This window comes from Cohnella ginsengisoli (assembly GCF_029525555.1).
Lineage (GTDB): Bacteria > Bacillota > Bacilli > Paenibacillales > Paenibacillaceae > Cohnella > Cohnella ginsengisoli.
The window spans coordinates 1,715,796-1,736,129 of the sequence record NZ_JAPDHZ010000003.1 but is presented as its reverse complement, the minus strand read 5'-3'; the positions used below and the strand labels follow the sequence as shown (position 1 = coordinate 1,736,129).

Annotated in this window: 13 protein-coding genes and 6 pseudogenes; 16 read left to right on the top strand and 3 right to left on the bottom strand. The window is 60.1% G+C overall.

Annotation, left to right across the window (positions count from 1 at the left end):
* Positions 1 to 40: 40 nt before the first annotated feature.
* Positions 41 to 766, top strand: coding sequence for an FHA domain-containing protein (locus OMP38_RS19105; RefSeq protein ID WP_277566511.1), 726 nt, complete (start codon positions 41 to 43; stop codon positions 764 to 766).
* 134 nt (positions 767 to 900) lie between these two features.
* The gene (locus OMP38_RS19100) at positions 901 to 1,089 is read left to right on the top strand and encodes a hypothetical protein (protein ID WP_090109397.1); all 189 of its coding nucleotides are present in this window, start codon (positions 901 to 903) and stop codon (positions 1,087 to 1,089) included.
* A gap of 168 nt (positions 1,090 to 1,257) precedes the next feature.
* Here OMP38_RS19100 and OMP38_RS19095 read toward each other — a convergent pair whose 3' ends face one another.
* Positions 1,258 to 2,001 carry a hypothetical protein gene (locus OMP38_RS19095; protein ID WP_277566510.1) on the bottom strand — a complete coding sequence of 248 codons (744 nt, stop codon included), beginning with the start codon at positions 1,999 to 2,001 and terminating at the stop codon, positions 1,258 to 1,260.
* Positions 2,002 to 2,427: 426 nt separating this feature from the next.
* Between OMP38_RS19095 and coxB the strand changes: the two genes are divergently transcribed.
* The 8 genes and pseudogenes from coxB (at position 2,428) to ggt (ending at position 11,129) form a co-directional block, all read left to right on the top strand.
* Entirely contained in the window at positions 2,428 to 3,501 is a 1,074-nt protein-coding gene (gene coxB, locus OMP38_RS19090) for a cytochrome c oxidase subunit II (protein ID WP_277566509.1), read from the top strand.
* A 20-nt stretch (positions 3,502 to 3,521) separates the two neighbouring features.
* Positions 3,522 to 5,388, top strand: a pseudogene (gene ctaD / locus OMP38_RS19085) (cytochrome c oxidase subunit I).
* Entirely contained in the window at positions 5,385 to 6,005 is a 621-nt protein-coding gene (locus tag OMP38_RS19080) for a cytochrome (ubi)quinol oxidase subunit III (RefSeq protein ID WP_277566508.1), read from the top strand. Before ctaD ends, OMP38_RS19080 begins: the two are co-directional and overlap by 4 nt.
* A 4-nt stretch (positions 6,006 to 6,009) precedes the next feature.
* Positions 6,010 to 6,330, top strand: a complete 321-nt coding sequence (locus tag OMP38_RS19075; protein WP_277566507.1) for a cytochrome C oxidase subunit IV family protein — start codon at positions 6,010 to 6,012, stop codon at positions 6,328 to 6,330.
* A gap of 272 nt (positions 6,331 to 6,602) precedes the next feature.
* The gene (gene ctaG / locus OMP38_RS19070; RefSeq protein ID WP_277566506.1) at positions 6,603 to 7,520 is read left to right on the top strand and encodes a cytochrome c oxidase assembly factor CtaG; all 918 of its coding nucleotides are present in this window, start codon (positions 6,603 to 6,605) and stop codon (positions 7,518 to 7,520) included.
* A 103-nt stretch (positions 7,521 to 7,623) separates the two neighbouring features.
* Positions 7,624 to 8,071 (top strand): annotated as a pseudogene (locus OMP38_RS19065) (DUF420 domain-containing protein).
* Positions 8,072 to 8,267: 196 nt separating this feature from the next.
* On the top strand, positions 8,268 to 9,479 hold the full coding sequence (locus OMP38_RS19060) for an amidase (RefSeq protein WP_277566505.1): 1,212 nt from the start codon (positions 8,268 to 8,270) through the stop codon (positions 9,477 to 9,479).
* A gap of 68 nt (positions 9,480 to 9,547) precedes the next feature.
* Positions 9,548 to 11,129, top strand: a pseudogene (gene ggt, locus OMP38_RS19055) (gamma-glutamyltransferase).
* A gap of 308 nt (positions 11,130 to 11,437) precedes the next feature.
* Here the strand turns inward: ggt and OMP38_RS19050 are convergent.
* Positions 11,438 to 13,852: an EAL domain-containing protein gene (locus OMP38_RS19050; RefSeq protein WP_277566504.1), complete on the bottom strand. Its 2,415-nt coding sequence runs from the start codon at positions 13,850 to 13,852 to the stop codon at positions 11,438 to 11,440.
* 247 nt (positions 13,853 to 14,099) lie between these two features.
* Positions 14,100 to 15,117, bottom strand: a pseudogene (locus OMP38_RS19045) (RluA family pseudouridine synthase).
* A 575-nt stretch (positions 15,118 to 15,692) separates the two neighbouring features.
* Here OMP38_RS19045 and OMP38_RS19040 point away from each other — a divergent pair.
* The 6 genes and pseudogenes from OMP38_RS19040 (at position 15,693) to OMP38_RS19015 (ending at position 19,996) form a co-directional block, all read left to right on the top strand.
* Positions 15,693 to 16,136, top strand: coding sequence for a hypothetical protein (locus OMP38_RS19040; RefSeq protein WP_277566503.1), 444 nt, complete (start codon positions 15,693 to 15,695; stop codon positions 16,134 to 16,136).
* 32 nt (positions 16,137 to 16,168) lie between these two features.
* Positions 16,169 to 16,585, top strand: a complete 417-nt coding sequence (locus OMP38_RS19035; protein WP_277566872.1) for a GntR family transcriptional regulator — start codon at positions 16,169 to 16,171, stop codon at positions 16,583 to 16,585.
* Positions 16,582 to 17,187, top strand: a pseudogene (locus tag OMP38_RS19030) (ATP-binding cassette domain-containing protein); the annotation flags it as partial. The gene OMP38_RS19035 and the pseudogene OMP38_RS19030, both read left to right, overlap by 4 nt.
* Positions 17,188 to 17,532: 345 nt before the next feature.
* Positions 17,533 to 18,436: pseudogene (locus OMP38_RS19025) on the top strand (ABC transporter ATP-binding protein).
* Positions 18,429 to 19,706 (top strand): ABC transporter permease, encoded by a 1,278-nt coding sequence (locus tag OMP38_RS19020; RefSeq protein WP_277566502.1) that lies wholly within the window; start codon positions 18,429 to 18,431, stop codon positions 19,704 to 19,706. The pseudogene OMP38_RS19025 and the gene OMP38_RS19020 overlap by 8 nt, the downstream one beginning before the upstream one ends.
* A gap of 155 nt (positions 19,707 to 19,861) precedes the next feature.
* Positions 19,862 to 19,996: a hypothetical protein gene (locus OMP38_RS19015; protein WP_277566501.1), complete on the top strand. Its 135-nt coding sequence runs from the start codon at positions 19,862 to 19,864 to the stop codon at positions 19,994 to 19,996.
* The last annotated feature ends 338 nt before the right edge of the window (positions 19,997 to 20,334 follow it).

Genomic DNA, 20,334 nt, shown 5'->3' with positions numbered 1-20,334 from the left:
TACGGATTAGTAAGCGTTTACATGAATAGGAGGAGCCGCCATGAAAAGAAGGTCCGGCTTCCGCGCCCTGCCGGCCGCCATGCTGGCATTCGCCGCCGCGGTATGGCCGGGCCCGAAGGCGGAGGCGGCGCCGTCCGCCGCCCGCGCGGCTGCGGAGCGCATTGAATCGCAAGGCATGCTTCCTTTGTTGGCGGCCATGGCGATCGGCATCGCCGTATCGGTTATCGCGGTACTTGCGTTTCTGCAGATGACCTCCCGGGGTAAGAGTATGAAGGAGGACGAGTCCAGGCCTGCGAATTCGGACTTGTTTGCCTCGAACCAAGCCGGATCCGGCTCCAATGACGAGGCGGAGGAAGGCGACGATCTCGGCTATACGATCCCGCTGCGGAGCTTAGGCGACGCGTCGGACGGCATCGAGCGGCGCAAGGCCGCGATCGCCGGCGCCCACGAGCCTCGGCTCGTAGGCGTCGCGGGTCAGCTCGCCGGCGCCAGTTACAGCCTGGCGGACAGGCCTTTGGCGATCGGCAGGGACGGCCACCAATGCGAGCTCGTCTATCCGGACGGGCACGCCGAGATCAGCCGCAAGCACTGTACCGTCAGCTACGATTCGTCGCGCGGGGTTTTTTCGTTGGTCGACCACGGTTCCTCCAACGGTACATACTTGCCGGACGGCACGCGGCTGGCGGCGGGAGATCGGCGAGAGCTCAGGGCTGGCGATCGATTTAGCCTGCCAGGCGGGGAGCAATGGTTCGAGGTAGACGTCTGAAGACGGTTTTTCTGTTAAACCTCTGGTCGAACTGGTATAATGAGGCGAACGGGAAGTAAACATCTAAATATAGGCAGCCGGGCGTCAACTCTGTACGAATCTTGCGGGAAGTTTCCGCCGGGAGGGATTATGGCATGGCAAAGCGCGGTCATAACGAAGTTCAGGAGAGTCTGCAGGAGCTAACGAGAATTTTTCGCCCCAAGGATCCGCGCAAGTTCGTCAAGGACTATATCCGGAAATACAGAATCACCGGCGGCTATGAAGATGAACTAACCGTTATCGTTGAACGCGAGCTGATGAGAATCAACTCATCCGCTTCCTGACCACCGATTTTTCGCAAGGCCTCTGCGATTGGGGCCTTGTTTTTTTGTTTAGCGGCATTTTAGATCTTTCAACGCGCTTTCAGGTTTCTTTTCGCTTTTGGCGCTTCAATTAATAAAGAGGGTTGCAGCAGAGACCGCTCGTCTTTGCGCAACCCGCTATCATTATGTTCATCGCTTGGCCGTTCCGTTCATGCTTCCGCCGCGCGCCGTGGGCTCCGGAACCGGGATCGGCACCTCGTCACCCGCCGCGAACATATACTTGGCCAGTTTATTGAAGCTTGGCGTAAGCGGGGCGAGCGGCTGGCCGTCCCACGAAGCTTTGGCGTAGCCGAGCAGTTGGTTCATGTACTCCATGTTGGCGGAGATATGGACGCCCGTCACGTTGGGCGCCATCTTGCGAACCTCGTTAGAAAGCGTCTGGCGGAATTCGGTCGACAGATCCGAGATGTCCTTATGCGAAAAGGAGGAATTGTACGGCGTCACGATTTTCGTTAAATCCCATGAAGTGCTGCCCGTATCCACGTTATATACGCCTTCGGTCGTGCCTGTGTTGTCCTGCTCGCGGGTGCGCAAGCCGCCGTGCGATCGGATACCCGTAGCGGTTTGGTCCGTGGTAATGCCGACGTAGGCATTTTTATCCGTCAACATGACGATGGCGTTCGCGACGCCGGGGACGTTGGACAAGCGGTAAGACATGGCCGAGCTGTATTCGAAATAACGGTTGTCGTGCGCGCGCGGATCGGTGACGACATGGCTGTAGGCGCGGACGCCGGACATTTTCGGGTCGTTCGCCGTCCTGCTGCCGTAATCGTTGGCGCTTTGCTGATGATGGGCTTTATAATTGCAGCCGCCCAACGCGCCTGTCAGCGCGGCTGCGAGCAGACATACGTTCGCGCAACGGCGCTTATTCATTACGGGCTCCTCCTCGAGATCTGCATGCGATGCGACTAGTGTTCGCCGCGGCGGCAAAAGTATGCCAGGCCCGACGTACATAAAACAAGCCGACAATGGTAAAAGCTGATGGAAAGGGCTGCGGCGCCGCGATCGGGAGATCCGGGGCTTTGCGGCCGAAGAAAGCCTTTGCAGGAAGGTCCGAAAGGGACCGATAAACGCAAAAATGAGCCTTGAAACCCTTGTGGCGCAACGATTTTGACAGTTTTGAGAACAATTTGTGAACTGTTGTGTGAACATTGACAAACTGTCGTGCCAATCTTTATATTTATTAGAGGGTTTAGGCACGTGCGTGACCAAAGTTCGACATCGCGCAACACATGGATCGCCGCCGCCACAGTCAGAGAAGAGGGCGATCCGTGATTATGTCAAAGTGGGGATGAATGGATGATGAATCGGTGGCGCGTATTAAAGCGGTTGCTTCCGCTAATGGCCGGCATGGCGCTATTGCTGTCGGCATGCGGTAGGGACGACCTGTCGACGCTGAGCCCGCAGGGCCCCGTCGCGCAAAAACAATTTGACCTGATGACGCTCTCGATCTCGATCATGGCGCTAGTCGTTGTCGTCGTGTTTGCGATCTGTATTTACGTACTGATCCGCTTCCGCCGGCGCAAAGGCGACAACACGATCCCGAAGCAAGTCGAAGGGAATCACACGCTGGAGATTATCTGGACGGTCGTTCCGATTATTTTGCTGCTTATTCTGGGCGTGCCGACGATCAACACGGTTTTCGGTCTGTCCAAGGACTATTCCAAGGATCCCGAGGCGGTGCAGGTTACCGTTACTTCTCACCAGTACTGGTGGGAGTTCGAGTATCCGGAGTACGGCATTAAGACCGCGCAGGAACTGATCGTGCCGACAGGGCGCAAGATTCAGTTCAAGCTCGCGTCCGGCGACGTGACGCACGCTTTCTGGATTCCTTCCATCGGCGGCAAGATCGATACCAACGCGGGTCTTGGCACGACGAACAAACTGTACCTCGAATTCCCCAACGAAGGCGTATTCAGAGGCAAGTGCGCCGAGCTCTGCGGCCCTTCCCACGCTTTGATGGACTTCAAGGCGAAGGCCGTCAACCAGGCTTCGTTCGACCGCTGGGTCGCGGCGATGAAGGCGCCGGTAGCCATGCCGGCCGACGAGAAAGTCAAGGCCGCGTTCGAGAGCAAGTGCCTGACCTGCCATGCGATCGGCGAGACGAACGCAGGCAGCGCGGCGCCGAACTTGACCGGCGTCGGCAGCAGGCTGACCGTCGGCGGCATTCTGTACAACGACGAGAAGTCGGTCGAGGAGAACCTGAAGGACTGGATCTCCCATGCGCAGACGATCAAGCCGGGCAACCAAATGCCGGACGTCAGCACGAACGTAAAGTACGGACCTGGCAAGGGCACGACGGCAACCGGCCTTACCGAAGAAGAGCTCGACGGCATCGCGAAGTATCTGGCCGGCCAAAAGCTCGAATACTAATACTCTAGCTTCTGCGGGGAATGAAGGAGGACGCGGCTTTGGCTGCACACGCGCACACGGTCAAGCGTTATCGGGGCTTGATGGACTGGCTGACGACCGTCGACCACAAGAAAATAGGGATCTTGTACTTAATCGCCGGCGGATTGTTCTTTCTGGTCGGCGGCCTTGAGGCGATCCTGATCCGGATTCAACTGATTAAGCCCATGAACAATTTCGTCGGGGCGGATACCTTTAACCAACTGATCACGATGCACGGCACGACGATGATCTTCCTGGCGGCGATGCCGATGCTGTTCGCGCTCATGAACGCGGTCATCCCGCTGCAGATCGGGGCGCGCGACGTCGCGTTCCCGTTCCTGAATTCTCTCGGCTTCTGGACCTTCTTCGCCGGCGGCGTCCTGCTGAACATCAGCTGGTTCGCGGGCGACATTCCGGATGCAGGCTGGACGTCGTACGTACCGCTGGCAGGCCCGACTTACGGCGGCGGCCACGGCGTCGATTACTACCTGATGGGCCTTCAGATTGCCGGTATCGGCACGCTGATCGGCGGCATTAACTTCATGGCGACGATCATCAACATGCGCGCGCCGGGCATGTCCTTCATGCGCATGCCGATGTTCACCTGGACGATCTTCATTACTTCCGCCCTGATCGTGTTCGCCTTCCCGGTACTGACGGTCGGCCTCGTCGCACTGACGTTCGACCGCTTGTTCCAAGCGAATTTCTTCGAGACGGGCAACGGCGGCAACGCCGTGCTCTGGGAACACATCTTCTGGGTGTTCGGTCACCCCGAAGTTTACATCCTGATCCTGCCAGCCTTCGGCGTCATCTCCGAAGTCATCAGCACCTTCTCGCGCAAGCGGCTGTTCGGCTATAGCTCGATGGTATTCGCGACCGTGCTGATCGCGTTCCTCGGCTTCATGGTTTGGGCGCACCATATGTTCACGACGGGCCTCGGCCCTGTGGCGAACGGCCTGTTCTCCATCGCGACGATGCTGATCGCGGTGCCGACGGGGGTCAAGATCTTCAACTGGCTGTTCACGCTCTGGGGCGGTTCGATCTCGTTCACGTCCGCGAGCCTGTTCGCGATCGGGTTCATCCCGACGTTCGTCATGGGCGGCGTCACCGGCGTCATGCTGGCCGTCGCGCCGGCTGACTTCCAGTATCACGATACGTACTTCGTCGTCGCTCACTTCCACTACGTCATCGTAGGCGGATTGATCTTCGGCATCTTCTCCGGCCTTCACTACTGGTGGCCGAAGATGTTCGGCCGCATGTTGAACGAGAAGCTGGGCAAGGCAACGTTCTGGACGTTCTTCATCGGCTTCCACCTGACCTTCTTCATCCAGCACTTCCTGGGTCTGATCGGGATGCCGCGCCGCGTATGGACGTATCTGCCGGGTCAAGGCTTCGACACGATGAATGCGGTCAGCACCGTCGGCGCGTTCCTGATGGGCATCGGCACGATCATCTTCGTCGTCAACGTCATCGTCAGCGCGGCGAACAAGAAGCCTGTCGCGGACGATCCGTGGGAAGACGGCCGCTCGCTCGAATGGTCGATTCCTTCGCCGCCGCCGGAGTATAACTTCAAGCAGCTTCCGCTCGTGCGTTCCTATGACGCCTGGTGGAACGAAAAGCAAAAAAGGCAACGCCGAAATGCCGCCGGCCGAGCCGGTCGGACCGATCCATATGCCTTCGCCATCGATCCTTCCGCTCGTCATGAGCATCGGATTGTTCGCAGCGGCGCTGGGCTTCATGTACGACCATCTGGTCGTTGCCATCGCAGGGCTCGTCGTCACCTTTGGCAGCATGTTCTGCCGCTCCGTGTTCGACGATCACGGCTTCCACATCGAGCCTGAGGAGCAGGAGAAAGGGGTGCACGCATGAGCGCACACGACCATCAATTAGACGGACACCTTCCTCATGAGCCCGAAAAGGCGACGTTAGAAGGCCGCAATAAAATTCTCGGCTTCTGGTTGTTTCTCGGCGCGGAGACGGTTCTGTTCGGAACCCTCTTCGCCGCCTTCATCGCGCTTCGCCATCAGACCCTTGACGGTCCGACGCCCGACCATCTGTTCGAGCTTCCGATGGTATTCGCCGCCACGATGATCCTGCTGGTATCGAGCCTCGCGAGCGTTTTCGCGGTTCAGGCCCTTCACCAGCATAAGGTCAAGCAGATGATCGTTTGGCTGATTATTACGATCCTGCTGGGCCTGAGCTTCCTCGGACTCGAGATTTACGAGTTCAACACGTACGTATCCGAAGGCCACAAGCTGACCACGAGCGCATTCAGTTCCTCGTTCTACACGCTGGTCGGCTTCCACGGCGCGCACGTCGCGTTCGGCGTTCTCTGGATCGGGCTGCTCATCGCCCAGATCTTCAAGAAGGGCCTCACGGTCGTCACCGCTCCGAAGATCTACGTGTCCGCCATTTACTGGCACTTTATCGACGTCGTCTGGGTATTCATCTTCACCGTTGTATACCTGATGGGAAAGGTGGGTTAACCTCATGGCCAACGACCATTCGGCAGCCGCTTCGGAACCCAAGAGACGTCATCGGCACGAGGGACCGCAGAAGCACGTCGTCGCTTTTGTTCTGTCCTTAGTACTCACGATCATCGCTTTCGCCGCGGTTTCCGCCGGCGAGATCAACACGACGTTCACGTACATCATCCTCGTGTCCATGGCGCTGCTGCAGGTGTTCGTCCAGCTGGCGTTCTGGATGCACTTGAAGGATCGCGGACACCTGTTCGCGACGATGGGCATCGTCTTCGGTATCATCGTCGTATTCACGATGGTGATCATGGCCCTGTACTGGGTTTGGTGGTAAAATAAGAAGAACTGAAGAGAGGCGGGCCTAAAAGCCGCCTCTCTTTTTAACGGTTCAGGCGATTTGCGCGGGTATTCGGCGTATAATCGGCTGTATGGACCTTTGCGGACACAGGATCCGCTATTCTCGGATTGAAGGGGATTAACGATGCCGCTTTTCGAGAATAACGGATCGTATGTCCGCCATCAATGGTGGAATGTCACTTAAGGCACGAATGAAGGATCGTAAGTCCGACAGCAAGAAGATTGAAGCGATTGAAAGGAGGAGCTACGATGGGAATGGGATTGGAATACTTCTCGTTCGCCGACCTATGGAGCCCGGTCATGATGGTCATCGCTCTTTTGATCATCATTTTGTATTCGCTCGTCACGGGACCTTGGCGGGAACGGTTCGATCATAGCGAGCCCGTCTCCAAAAAGCGGCAAGCGGCGTTTATTGCAGCCATCGTGCTGCTGTATCTGGCGCAAGGCGGCCCGCTTAGCTTGATGGGTCATCTCATGTTTACCTTCCACATGACGGCGATGGCGATTTCCTATTTTATCGTGCCGCCCATGCTGATTTACGGGGTGCCGGCCTGGCTGTGGCGGTCCGTTTTCTCAAAGCCGTTTTGGAGGCCGCTGCGTTTTCTCATGAATCCGTTGCTGGGGTTGTTCGCGTTTAACCTGCTGTTCTCGGTGTACCATATGCCTGTCAACCATGACTGGATCATGACGCACTATGTCGTGCACGGCTTCTATTACTTTTTGATGCTCGGCGCGGCGATGATCAGCTGGTGGCATGTCATGTGCCCGGTCGCGGAGTGGAGCAAGCTGACGAATCTGCGCAAGCTCGGCTTCATTTTCCTGAACGGTCTGCTGCTGACGCCGGCCTGCGTGCTCATTATTTTCGCGACCACGCCGCTGTTCAGCGTCTACAACGACCCGGACGTATGGGCCAAAGCGATGGGCTACTGCATCGCGGGCGATCCGGCCGCTTTCCTGGCGCAGTTCAAAGGCGGACCGGCGTTTTTCAGCCTGCTCGCGCCGACGGACGACCAGCAGCTCGGAGGCATCATCATGAAGCTGCTGCAAGAGTTCGTCAACATCGCTGCGCTGTACACCGTCTTTATGCAGTGGTACCGGAGAGAGCGCGCGCAGGATGACGATCCCGCGTTCGACCATGCGGCGTCCAGCCGTTTGAACAATGTGTGAAGTGGCGCGTACTGAATTGAACTAACGGCAAAGGCAGGTTACAATGGGAGCAGTTGTCCAACATTTATGGAGCGGGTGAGCCCACTTGTCAAGCTATACCATTATGCCTACGATCAGCACGAGCTTCATCGCGCTTAGCGCCATTCTCGTGGCGATCGGCTGGAATCAGATTATCCGGGGCAAACGCGAATCCCATAAAAAAGACGATGATCGCGGCTGCGATCGCGGCGGTCGTTTTCTTCATCATTTACGTATCCCGCACGATTTTCGTCGGCAATACCGAGTGGGGCGGACCGGATCACCTGAAGACGATCTATTTGATTTTCCTGCTGTTCCATATTACGCTGGCGATGGTCGCGGCCGTATTCGGCATCACGACGCTGGTCCTCGGTTTCAAGGAAAAATATGCGAAGCACAGGCGATGGGGCCGCGTCACCGCCGTCGTTTGGTTCATCACCGCGATCACGGGCATTACCGTATACGTGCTGCTGTACCTGCTCTATCCGGGCGGCCATACGAAGCCGGTCATCGACGCCATCTTCGGCTGGTAAAAAGAATAAATCTTCGAATGCTCACCCTCCGACGAGACGTCGGGGGGTGTTCTGCGTCGTGAACAGGTTCGCTTGGGTTCCTTGACAAACTGAAGCGGCTTTTTCGGTGCCTTTGCCAAATGTAGGTCAAGTAAATTTACACGACAGCCCCGCTTTCCTATACTGCTCATACATACAAGCAGAGGGGATGAGTCGGATGCACGATCGCTGGCATGCCTACATCCGGCAGGATATAGAGCTGGAGCCGACCGGCAGCGGGATATTGGATGGCATGGCGTTCGCGGCAAAGGACGTGTTCGCCGTCAAAGGGTATGTCCCGGGTGCCGGCAGTCCGGATTGGTCCCGGACGCATACGGTCGCCGCCGAGCATGCCCGTGCCGTCGAACTGCTCCTCGCGAGCGGTGCGCGGCTTAACGGCATGACGCATACCGACGAACTGATGTATAGCCTGAACGGCGAAAATTACAACTACGGAACGCCGGTCAATCCGAAGGCGGAGCAGCGCATCCCGGGCGGCTCATCGAGCGGATCCGCCGTAGCGGCCGCAGCGGGGCTCGCCGACATCGCGATCGGCACCGATACCGGGGGATCCGTACGTATTCCCTCCTCCTATTGCGGCATCTACGGTTTCCGTCCGACGCACGGGCGCGTTTCGCTGGACGGCGTGGTGCCCCTCGCGCCGATGTTCGACACGGTCGGATGGATGTCATCCTCGGCCAAGCTCGCGGCTGCGGCCGGCGCGGTGCTGCTGGAGGAAGGCGACGAAAAGGCGAATAGGACGCGTCCGCGACGACTGCTCGTCGCGGACGACGCGCTGCGAACGGCCGACCTGGCGACGCAGTCGGCATTGACGCCGCTGATCGCGGAGCTGGCTTCGTCCTTCCCGGCAAGCGAGCGCATCACGATCGCAGAGGAAGGTCTGGAAGCATGGATGCGGATCTTCAAGCTGCTCCAAGGTGTTGATATTTGGCGGACGCACGGACCATGGATCGAGCAAGCCAGACCTCGATTCGGTCCCGGCATCGCCGAACGGTTCGCATGGACGCGGACGCTGGCGAAAGACGATTGCCGCAGGGAGGCGGCGGCGTTGGCCGATATTCGCGCAAGGCTGTCCGCCTTCCTCGGAGACGACGCCGTGCTGGCGATTCCGACGGCGACAGGTCCGGCGCCCCTTCGCAATACGCCGCCCGAGGAGATGGAGCAGCTTCGCGTCCGTACGCAGCAACTGTCTTGCATCGCGGGCATCGGCGGCTTGCCGCAGATCACGCTGCCTTGGGCGGAGGCGGACGGCTGCCCGGTGGGGCTGTCTCTCCTGGCCGGCCCGGGACAGGATATGACGCTGCTGCGGTGGGCGGCCGAATGGGAATCGCGCCGTTCGGGCGCCATGGATGCGGCGGGCAGGCCATGACAGCGCTAGCGGCCTGATTTGGGAGCGCTAACGGCGTTAATCGTGTTCGACGCAGAGGAGATGGAGTGATGAGCAGATCGGCAGTCGGCAAGCGGGCGATGGTCGTCAGCCCGCATTATCTGGCGTCGGAAGCCGGCGCGGACATTATGCGCCGGGGGGGCAACGCGTTCGATGCCGCCGTCGCCGTCAGCGCTTGCCTGGGCGTCGTCTATCCGCATATGACGGGATTGGGCGGCGACTGCTTTTGGTTGACGTACCGGGCCGGAGAAGGCCGGGTTCGCGCGTACAACGGCAGCGGGCGATCCGGCGGAGCTGTCGACAGGGAATGCTTCGCCGGCATGGCGGCGATTCCGCATCGCGGCGCTCGCAGCGCGATCACGGTGCCGGGCATGGTCGACGGCTGGGCGGCCGTACAGGGCGAGTACGGCAGGCTGACGCTCGCCGAGGCGCTTGAACCGGCGATTCGATACGCATCGGAAGGATTTCCGCTGTCGCCGGATCAGCATTTTTTTTACCATGAAGTGCAGGGAGCTGCTAGCGGAGTATGCGGAGACTGCCGCGATCTATCTGCCGCGAGGCGAGGTGCCCGCAGCCGGGGACCGGTTCGTGCAGCGCGAGCTCGCCGCGACCTTGCGGGCGGTCGCCGAAGGCGGGCGCGAGGCGTTCTACGAAGGCGAGATCGCGAGGGAGATCGTCGCCGCTATGGTTCAAGCGGAGGGCCTGCTGAGAGAGGCCGACTTCGCCGCGCACCGGGGCGGCTGGGAGGCGCCGGTGCGCGGCGTCTATCGCGGCTACGCGCTCTACCAGGCGCCGCCCAACTCCCAGGGCTTCGCCGGCATTATGGCGCTTCAGGCGCTTGAGCGCTTCGATCCAGCCTCGACCGCGCACGGTTCCTACGCTTATTACCATCGAATGATCGAAGCGATCAAGCTCGCCTTTATAGACCGCAACCGGGAACTGACGGACCCCGACTTTCACAGCTTGCCGCTTAGCCGCCTGCTTAGCCAAGCCTATGCCGACGACCTGGCCGGACGGATAGACCCGAGCCGGGCGTTGGACTTCGACAGTCCGCCAGCCGGCAGCGACACGGCCTATGCCGCGGTCGTCGACGAGGAGGGCAATGCCGTCTCGTTTATCCAGAGTCTGTACTTCGAGTTCGGTTCCGGCTTTACCGCGGGAAAAACGGGCATCCTGCTGCAAAACAGGGGTTCCTTTTTCTCGCTGGACTCGAAGCATGTCAACGCGCTGGAGCCGAACAAGCGGACTTTCCATACGCTGATGCCCGCTATGGCGTGCCTGGACGGCAAGCCGCGCTTTTTGTACGGCACCCAGGGGGGAGAAGGGCAGCCCCAGACGCAGACGGCGATTTTCACGCGAATGGCGGACTACGGGATGGCGCCGCACGAAGCCGTCGCCGAGCCGCGCTGGCTGTGGGGGCGGACATGGGGCGAGGCGTCGCGAGAACTGAAGCTGGAGAGCCGGATCGACAAAGAGACGGTTCGGCTGCTGGCGGAGGCCGGACACGACGTGCGCGTCGTGGACGCGTACGACTATCGGATGGGGCACGCGCACGCGATCTCGATCGACGGCGACGGCATTCGGCGCGGCGGCACCGATCCGAGATGCGACGGCGCCGCCGTCGGCTGGTAGCGATTGGCGAATCGACGGCACGGCGAACTTGGAATGGACGGCCGACACGCGAAGCGACTGGAACGGGATGGATGGCTGTCCCGATCGCGAACGGAGACCGAATCAATGCCGGATCGAATAACGAATTGAATGCCGAATTGAATGCCGAATTGAATGCCGAATTGAATGCCGAATTGAATGCCGAATCGACGGCTTTGCGCCGCTGGCGAATCGGGTGCGATAATGAAAGTTAAGGTTCTGACAGAAACAGCCGTACGGCATCCCTGAATTATAACGGGTGTCGTGCGGCTGTTTTCGTAGTGCCTGGCTTAGCGCGCGAGCCGGGCGGTGATGAAGGTCTCGATGTCGTAGGCTTTGAGCGGCTTGCTGATGTAGTAGCCCTGCATCTCGTCGCAGCCGTGCTGGGCAAGAAATTCGGATTGGGAGAGCGTCTCGACGCCCTCGGCGACGACCTGGAGGTTCAGGTTATGCGCGAGCGAGATGATCGTCGCCACGATGGACCGGTCCTTCGTTTCGGAATGCATCTGGCGAACGAAGGACTGGTCGATCTTGAGGCGGTCGACGGGGAAGCTTTTGAGGTAGCTCAGCGAGCTGTAGCCTGTGCCGAAGTCGTCGATCGAGATGGATACGCCGAGCGTCTTGAGCTGGCGCAGCGTCTCGATCGAACGGCTCACGTCCATCGTCATCGATTCGGTGATCTCCAGGTCGAGGAGCTCGGGGGACATGCCCGTCTCCCGGACGATGCGCTCCACCGATTCGGCGAAGTGGGGGCTGACGAACTGCCGGCTCGACAGGTTGACCGACATGCGCAGCGGCCCGACCTCCGAATGGCTCCAGCGCCGCGCGAGCGTGCAGGCGGTGCGGAGTGCCCACTCGCCGATCGGCACGATCATGCCGGTCTCTTCGGCGAGCGGGATGAACTCGGCGGGCGAGATGAGTCCTTTGCTGCTATGCTGCCAACGGATGAGCGCCTCCACGCCGACGACCTTGCCCGTCGCGAGCTCTACCTGCGGCTGATAGACGAGGAAAAACTCGCCGCGGTCGAGCGCCTTGCGCAGCTCGTTCTCTAATTGGACGCGTTCGAAAAGGGAGTCGTTCATCGACAAATCGTAGAAATTGTAGGTGTTCTTTCCGTTTTCCTTCGCGGAGTACATCGCGGTATCCGCGTTTTTCATGAGCGAAATTAACGAGTCGCCATCCTCCGGGAATAGCGCGATACCGATGCTGGCGGTGATATGGACGTCCTTGCCCCGCAGCGAGAAGGGGATGTCCAGCTCCCGGTTGATGCGAGCCGCGATCGCCTGCGCTTCCTCGCGCGAGGTGCCGCCCGTCAGCAGCACGGAAAACTCGTCTCCGCCAAGCCGGGCGACGATGCCCGCATGCTTGACCGCGTCGCTCAGCCGATCGGCTACGGACCGGAGCAGCAGGTCTCCGACGTCGTGCCCCTGGGAATCGTTGACCAGCTTGAAGCGGTCGATGTCGAGAAAAAGAACGGCGGCCGACTGCCCGTCCTGCTGCTGATCCGCGATCGCCTTGACGAGCTGCTGCTCGAATAGGCGGCGGTTGGGAAGTCCCGTCAGCTCATCGTGATGCGCCATATAATTCATTTGCCACTCGGCTTGCTTGCGCTCCGTGATGTCGCGGACGATCGTATACACGCCGACCACCTGTCCTTCGACGAGCACGGGCACGTTCGTGTTGTTCACCTCGAGCCGTTGCCCGCCGCGGTGGATGAGCGCGCAGTCGAAGTTGCGGGAGTGTCCTGTTATCGTGTGCTGGAAGTTAACGGCGACCGTATGCCGGTACTCGGGGGAGATCATGTCTTTCAACTTGAGCTTGGAGAGCGCCTCCCAATCGTAGCCGGTCAGGCGGAAGGCGGCCAGGTTGGCGTCCAGCAGCTTGCCATCGAGACTGTACGAGAAGACGGCGTCCTGGCTATGCCTGAACAGCGACTCGATCCGCATGTCCCGCTCCAGCTGGCGGCGCATCTGCGCCTTCCAGAATCGCTCCATGAAAATGGACGCGAACGCGATCCCGATCACGAACAGCGTAGCGAACCCGAGGAAAAAGGAAATCATGGCGGAGGAGCCGCTCTGTCCCGCGGCCGGGACGTCCTCCGGGGACGACCAGGATGCAAGCGCCAGGCCGATATGGATCGACGCGGTAAAGGCCGTGCCGAGCAGCACGCCCGCGATGGCCTTGCGCCGCGGACCCCGCGATGTCTGGAATTTGTAAGCGATCCAAAGGACGACGATAAACATGAAAGCGACGCCGAGCGTGAACGAGACGAATGTCGCGGTGTCAAAACGCGGGAGCAAGCTGCATCGCATGGCGTTAAGGCCGGCATATGGCAGGACGGCCGCGCAGATACCCGCTATGCCGCCGCGTAGAAGCAACGCCCGCTTGCGAAGCTTGGACCGGCTGACGGCCCGAAGAATCAGCGCGGCGGACGTCGCCGCGATCGTCAGCGTCAGGATCACCGTGCAGTAATCATAGTCGATGCCGGTCGACCATTTATACGCATTGATTTCGTAAAAACAGACGGCCCAAATGCCCGCCCCCATAACCGCGGTCCCGCACGCCAGCCAGGCGAGGCGAGCGCGTCCCTTGGAAGCCGCTGCATATTGAAGCGCCATGCTAAGTCCCGTATAGGAGGCGATGGACGCGATCAAGCAGGATAAAACGACCATGGTCGCATTGTATGAGCTCTGGAGTTCGATCAACGTGACCATCCTAACTTTGGCAATGATTGACATGAATCGACATAACCTGATTTTACCGGGTTAACCGCGCGTTGAATAGGCCTATTTATTCAAGTAGGTATAAAAAAAAGCATCCTTCGTATCAAAGGGAGCCGCCGACTGCAGAGGTGCGAGCAAAAACGAGAAGCGCAAAACGAGAGCCGCCAGGCTGAGGAGAACGCGAAAAAACCGCCGGGACGGCTTGTCCGGGCGGGTCGTCATCTTACCGTTAATCTTTAAGCGCGTTAACGAATGCCTTCGGAATATCCGTCTCGAAACGCAAATGCTCGTCGGTCGAAGGATGGATGAAGGCGAGCACTCTCGCATGCAACCCTAGGCGGCCGAGGATCTTGGAGCGCGCCCCGTACTTTTTGTCGCCGACGACCGGGTGGCCGATGTCCTGCATATGGACGCGGATTTGGTTTTTGCGGCCGGTCTCGAGCTTGACCTCGAGCAGCGAGAGCTGCGACTTGGCCTCGAGCGTCCTGTAATGCGTCACCGCATGCTGGCCGTCGTTCGGGTAGGGGCTGGAATACATTTTGAGCGTCTTGCTCTCCTTAAGCCAGGAGGAGACCGTGCCTTCGGCGCGCGCGACGCGGCCTTCGACCAACGCGACGTAGATCCGCTCGGTGACGGCTTCCTGCCAGTTGTTCTGGAGCGACTGCTGGATCTCTTCGCGCTTCGCGAACATCATGACGCCCGAGGTGTCCCGATCGAGCCGGTGAACGACGAAGATCCGGCTGCGGGGGATCCGTCCGCCGCACATGCTCGGTGAGCTGCCGATAGGCGGTCAGTTCGTTCTCCTGCGCCGAAGCGATCGAGAGCAGGCCGGCATCCTTGGCGACGACGATCAGGTCGTCGTCCTCGAACAGGATGGATAAGCCGACCAGCGGCGGGACTTCTTCGATCCGTTCGCGACTGACGGAGACGGAGGCGCCCGGCGCAAGCGGATGGTTGTACGCGGTGACGGTGATGCCGTCGACGGACACTTGGCCGCGGGCAAGGATTGCCTTGATCGCGTTGCGTCCTTGGCCGCTCAGCTTGGCGAGCAGGAACGGCAGCAGCTCGGCCGGCTCCTGAACCGCGAAGCTTCGCGAGCCTCCGCCGGCTTGGCGCTTCGGTTCGCTTGGCCGGCCGGCCGGCGCTGCCGTCTTGCCTCCGGGACGTCCCTTCGCGGGCCCCGCAGCTTCGGAACCGCGTCCTCCGCGACCCGGCCTCGGTTGACCGCCGTCGCGGCCTCTTGGCATTCCGCCGTTCCCGTCCCGCTTCCCGCTTTCAGCGCGTTGCTTGCCGTTTTGTCCTCGTCCGCCTCGATCGTTTTTCCCGTTCATATCTTTGTTCCCTCCGGTCGTCGCGCCCGTCCGCATCTGCCGTGCGGCGGGCGTGGTGTCTTTATTCTAATAGATTAAGCCAGTTGCAACAAATCCGGATAAAAGCTGCTTCGAGGCAAATTCCAGATTAAGGATTGACATGACTTCCCAGCAGTGTTTATACTGTGTATAAGGATATACACACAGTATGGGTGACGGAGGCGAGCAAATGTCTGGATGGCGCGCGACGAAGGCGCTGGCGGCATTCGAGTTCAAGCGCGATTGGTTGGGTCTGGTGTTCACGACCGTGTTCGCCCTATATGTCGGCACGATTATCAGCGCGCTTGTCGACGATCGATTTAGCGGCAGCGGCGTGTCCCGCTATTTGAGCGGAATGGCAGACTGGCTGTACACGTTCACGATTCCGGCTTTCGGCTGTGCAATGAACCGAACGATGTTCGCTTACTGGAGGGGGAGACGTCTTCACCAAACGCCTGTCGCATTGGCGGACGATGCCGATTCCCGTAGCGCGGATGGCGAGCGCCCGCATGCTGCTCGCGGGGACGGCGTTGGCTGCGATCGGCGCGATCTTTTTCACCGTCCAGTACCTGCTCGCGCCTGCGCTTCGAGACCGGGTGTCCCCCGGCGAGTGGGTTGCTGCCGCGGTAATCTGGCTCTGCTACGGTTTGATCATGAACGCGGTCATCCTGTACCTGGAGATGGGTTTCAACGGGAGAACCTACGTCAAGGCTTACATGACCATTTGCCTGGTGCTCGGGATGGTCTCGCTAGGCGCTGCTTGGCAGGGCTTCAGCTTTGTCGGCGGACTGTTAGCGTCGATTCGCGAAGCGCCGGCGCTGATGCCGGCCTTGGCCGCAGTGATCGCGGCAGCCGTGCTTTACGGGATGCGGCTGGCGATCGTCAAGCGAATGGAGCGCAGGAGCTACACCTTTTAATCAAGTAACGGGAGGAAATGAGGCGAGGCGGTTTGTGGATACCCGTTCATATCGATGAGAATCGGCCCGAGCCTCTGTACCATCAAGTGGAGGTCCAGCTGCGAAGCCTCATCCTGAGCGGCCAGCTGGCGGAGGGCACGCTGCTGCCGTCCATCCGGGAGTTCGCGGCCGATCTCAGATGCAGCGCCATCACGGTGCGAAGAGTGTATCAGGATCTGGAGAACGAAGGGCTGCTGCGCACGAGGCAAGGGACGGGGACGTTCGTTGCGGGCATCGACCAGTCGGCGCGGGATGAATTTCGGCTAGAGCGCGTCGTCGAGGCGTTCGAGCGTGCCGTAGAGACGGGCCTTCAGCTGCAGTGCAGCCGCGAGGAGATGGAGCGAATCTGGCGCGATGCCTATGCGCGCAAACGTGCGGAAGCCGACGGGGATAAGGGGGGCCAGCGATGAATCGCGGATTGTACGGCTTGGAGCAAGCGGAGAGCGACAAGGCGGTCGTTGCGTTGAGAGGGGCGGCGGTCCGGCACGACGGATTCGCGCTCGGACCGCTCGATTTGTCCGTGCCGGCAGGAATGGTGACCGCCATCGTCGGACCGAACGGGTCCGGCAAGAGCACGCTGCTGCGCCTGCTGCTCGGGCTTGCGCCTTGCGAGGGAGCGGCGGAGGTGCTCGGCCGGCATCTGTCGCCGGACAGCGACGCGGAGCTGAAAGAGCGGATCGGCTTCGTGACCGAGCTGCCCCACGCTTATGAAAGTCACCTCACCGCCGACGAGAAAGCGCGCTTCGCTTCTCTTTGGTACCCGAGCTGGAGCTGGGAACGGTACGAGCGGCTGATGCACGGCTTCGAAGCCGACCGGACCCAAAAGCTCGGCAAGCTGTCGAAGGGCATGCGCCGCAAGGCCGAGCTCGCGGTCGCGATGGCGCATGACCCGGAGCTGCTGCTGCTCGACGAGCCGTCGTCGGGCCTCGATCCTTCGGCATGGAAGGCGCTGCTGGACGAACTCACGCGGTACATGGACCGGGGGGACCGTACGCTGATCTTCGCGACGCACATCACGGAGGAGGTGCGCCGGCTCGCGGACTACGTGCTGTTCATGCATCGCGGCCGTTGTCTCGGGCTGTACGAGAAGGACCGGTTGTTCGAGGGGTGGCGGGTGCTGGCGGTTCAACGGGCGGACGGGACAGCCGGCAGGGAGGACGCGGCGCGGCTCCTGAAGCAGGCGCCGGGCGTCCAAGGGGCGCAGGAGTCGGGGCCCGGCATCTGCCGGATCGAGTCCGACGCGCCGGAGGAGACGGAAGCTTACTGCCTCTCGGCCGGCTACCGGATCCTGTCCTCGCAGCGCATGGAATTGGAAGAGATCATGGCTTGTCTAGTCCGGAAGGGGGGATGCGGGAAGATGAATCCGCTGGTAATCGAAAAGGTGTTCAAGCAATACGGGGACAAAACCGCCGTCAACGGGCTCAGCTTCGAGGTGGCGCAAGGGGGAAATCTACGGGCTGCTCGGCGCGAACGGCGCGGGCAAGACGACGACGATGCGCATGGTGCTCGGGCTCATTCTCCCTGACGGAGGCAGCATCCGCTACCGCGGGAAGCCTTACAGCACCGAACAGCTCTCGATGCTGGGTTATCTGCCGGAGGAGCGGGGCATGTATCCGAAGATCAAGGTGAGCGAGCAGATTCTGTATCTGGCTCAGCTGCGGGGCATGTCGCGCCGGGATGCCGACGCGAACCTGAAGCGGTGGCTCGACCGGTTCCAGGTGCCGGAATATTACAACAAGAAGGTCGAGGAGCTCTCCAAGGGCAACCAGCAGAAAATCCAGTTCATCGCCGCGGTCATTCACAAGCCGAGCATCCTCATCATGGACGAGGCGTTCAGCGGTCTCGATCCGGTCAACGTCGAGCTGCTGAAGTCGACGGTCAAGGAGCTGCGGGACGAAGGCGCGAGCATCGTCTTCTCGACGCACCGGATGGAGCACGTCGAGGAGCTGTGCCGCAACATCACGATCATGCACAAGTCGAATCCGGTGCTCCAGGGGCCGATTCGCGAGATCAAGAGCCGTTTCCCCAGGGAAAAGGTCGTGATCGGCGCGGAGAAGGAGATCTCCGGGCTGGACCGGATCCCGGGCGTACTGTCCGCGACCCGCACGGAGCGGGGCTACGATCTGGTCGTCTCCCGCAAGGAAGCCGCGCAGGAGATCCTGAAGCACGCGATGGCGCAAGGCACGGTCGAACGCTTCGAGCTGCTGGAGCCGACCCTGAACGAAATCTTCATAAAGACGGTAGGTGAGAGCCATGAATAGCATGCGTACGGTCATTGCCTTCACGATGCGGAACAAACTCCGCAGCAAATCCTTCATTATAACGACGATTATTCTCGGCGTGCTCCTCGTGGTCGGCGCGAACGTGCCGTACTTCATCGACAAGCTGACGGGGCCGGGCTCGGCCGCGAAGGTAGGCTATGTTGACGGCGAGCAGGGCGAGATCGTCAAGGGACTGGAGCAGCAGTTCGGGCAGGCGGAAAAACAGAAGGTGCAGCTCGTGCCGGTCGAGGCGTCCGGGTCCGAGGCCGACAAGTCGGCCGCCCTTCAACAGGCGATCGACGACGGCAAGATCAAAGGCTATCTTACCTTTACCGAAAATAAAGAAATCGGATTCCCGGACGTCGTCTACCACTCGAAAAAGATGCTCGACACCGATACGGCCGGCGCGCTCCAAACGGGACTTCAGTTCGTCAAGACCGAGCAGGCGGTCCGTGACGCCAAGCTGACCGCCGAGCAGTTCGCGAAGCTCACGGCGCCGGTCAAGCTCGACACCGTCCAGATCGCGGACGGCGGCGGCAAGACGGAGGCTGAGCAAGGGACGGCCATCGGCCTGACCTACGCTATCCTGATCCTGCTGTTCATGTCCGTCATGATCACCGGCCAGCTGATCGCGACCGAGATCACGGCCGAGAAGAGCTCGCGCGTCATGGAGATCATCGTCACGAGCGTGGCGCCGCTTAAGCAGATGTTCGGCAAGGTCATCGGCACCTTCCTCGTCGGCCTGCTCCAACTCGTCGTGCTCGTCGGCGCGACCCTCATCAACTTGACGCTCCCCCACAACAAGGGCGCGCTCGAGAAGTACGGCATCGACCTGTCCAGCGTCGAGCCCAAGATGATTATTTTCGCGATCGTCATGTACCTGCTCGGCTACTTCCTGTACGCCATGCTGTTCGCCGCCATCGGCTCGCTCGTGAGCCGCACGGAGGATCTCAGCCAGACGTCCATGCCGGTCACGATGCTGTCGCTCGCAGGCTTCTACATCGCCATCTACGGCCTGACGAATCCCGAGAGCTCGTTCATCACCGTCTGCTCGTTCATCCCGTTCTTCTCGCCGTTCATCCTGTTCCTGCGCATCGGCCTCGCCGATCCGGCCTGGTGGGAGATCGTCCTGTCGGTCGGCATCCTGATCGTGTCCGTGCTGGCCATCGGCTGGCTCGCCGCCAAGATCTACCGCGTCGGCGTGCTTATGTACGGCAAGAAGCCTTCGTTCAAGGAAGTGTTCAAGGCGCTGAAGGCGTACAAGGTGTAAATGAATTGCGGGTGAAACTATGGGGGCAAGTCGGAGAGAACATTCGGCAGCTATGGACGCGTTTTGAAGTTAACCGTTAATAGGGGCGTGAACGAACGATGGACAATAAGAAGGTTGCAATGGCGACTCTGATGCTGTCTACGATGTGAATTGTGTTGTCGAGCGTGCTTGGCAAGGCAGATGCGAATTCCGTTGATTTCGTCAAAGGATTGTTCGTGGGCGTCGGCATCGTAGGTGGCTTGTACGGACTGGTAGAGGTCGCCAAGCGGCGCCGCGCTAACCGGATGTAATTGATTTGCTTGACTAGTAAAAAAGGCCATGCGAATGGTTCCCCTTTTTTGCTGGTCGAGAAGCAAGCGGTAAGCGAAAAGATCGCTGTAGCTATGAACGGCTACTGCGATCTTTTTTGTTTTTAATCTGCCCCATGCTTATTCGACAGGTCGTTCAAATAAACAAGCGGGCGCCGCACGGAGGTTTGGAAGATTGTATGGAAATGACCGAGTATAAGACAATTTACGCTCGTAGTGCGACGGAAGGGGATGTGACACTTTTAAAGGAGAAGCGCCTTAGCAGGATAAGCGGGCGAAAGGTGCTTCAACGAATGCCGCATCGGCAACGGAAAGGAGGA

Coding starts and splice junctions, on each gene's coding strand:
- OMP38_RS19105 (WP_277566511.1), top strand. CDS start 41: ATGAAAAGAAGGTCCGGCTTCCGCGCCCTGCCGGCCGCCATGCTGGCA.
- OMP38_RS19040 (WP_277566503.1), top strand. CDS start 15,693: ATGCCGATTCCCGTAGCGCGGATGGCGAGCGCCCGCATGCTGCTCGCG.
- OMP38_RS19060 (WP_277566505.1), top strand. CDS start 8,268: ATGCACGATCGCTGGCATGCCTACATCCGGCAGGATATAGAGCTGGAG.
- OMP38_RS19080 (WP_277566508.1), top strand. CDS start 5,385: ATGAGCGCACACGACCATCAATTAGACGGACACCTTCCTCATGAGCCC.
- OMP38_RS19100 (WP_090109397.1), top strand. CDS start 901: ATGGCAAAGCGCGGTCATAACGAAGTTCAGGAGAGTCTGCAGGAGCTA.
- ctaG (WP_277566506.1), top strand. CDS start 6,603: ATGGGAATGGGATTGGAATACTTCTCGTTCGCCGACCTATGGAGCCCG.
- coxB (WP_277566509.1), top strand. CDS start 2,428: ATGATGAATCGGTGGCGCGTATTAAAGCGGTTGCTTCCGCTAATGGCC.
- OMP38_RS19020 (WP_277566502.1), top strand. CDS start 18,429: ATGAATAGCATGCGTACGGTCATTGCCTTCACGATGCGGAACAAACTC.
- OMP38_RS19075 (WP_277566507.1), top strand. CDS start 6,010: ATGGCCAACGACCATTCGGCAGCCGCTTCGGAACCCAAGAGACGTCAT.
- OMP38_RS19095 (WP_277566510.1), bottom strand. CDS start 2,001: ATGAATAAGCGCCGTTGCGCGAACGTATGTCTGCTCGCAGCCGCGCTG.